Genomic DNA, 664 nt, shown 5'->3' with positions numbered 1-664 from the left:
GCTGCCGTCATCGCAGCCTTCATAGCTGCGACCAAGCCGGAACTGCGGCCGCTGCGCGATGCCGAGACCAGGACGTTGGCCGATCTCGTCACGCGCCGGCGTCAGATCGTGCAGATGATCGTGGCCGAAGAGAACCGCGCCCGCACGGTCAACGCAAGACAGGCGCAAAAGAGCATCAAGCGCCTGCTCGCCGCGCTCAGGCGTGAGTTGGAAAGCCTCGATGCCGACCTGGACGATCATATCCGCAAGTCGCCACTCTGGCGGGTCCGGGAAAAACTGCTGTCCTCCGTACCAGGCATCGGTCCCACCGTTGCCCGCACCATGATCGCCGAGATGCCGGAGTTGGGCAGCCTCGACCGGCGCCAGATCGCAGCGCTCGCAGGTCTCGCACCATGGACGAGGCAGTCCGGCACATGGCGTGGCAAGAGCTTCATCGGCGGCGGCAGGAGCCGCGTGCGCGCCGTCCTCTTCATGGCTGCCCTCGTCGCCATACGCCACAATCCGGTCCTCAAGGCCTTTCGCGACCGCCTCGTCGAGGTCGGCAAGCCGAAGATCGTCGCCGTCGTGGCCGTCATGCGAAAGCTGCTGACCATTCTCAACGCCATCATCCGCGACCAAAAACCATGGCAAACAGCTTGACAGCCAAGACAGTCGCTCTCCCCGT

General features: G+C 64.6%; 1 protein-coding gene. It reads left to right on the top strand.

Annotated features, from left to right (window positions below; genetic code table 11):
- On the top strand, nucleotides 1-639 hold a 639-nt coding region (locus EN738_RS34820; RefSeq protein WP_127287426.1), incomplete at its 5' end, for a transposase.
- Between the last annotated feature and the right edge of the window lie 25 nt (nucleotides 640-664).

It is taken from the genome of Mesorhizobium sp. M4B.F.Ca.ET.017.02.2.1, from assembly GCF_003998955.1.
GTDB lineage: Bacteria > Pseudomonadota > Alphaproteobacteria > Rhizobiales > Rhizobiaceae > Mesorhizobium > Mesorhizobium abyssinicae.
This window is presented reverse-complemented; position numbering and strand designations above follow the sequence as displayed.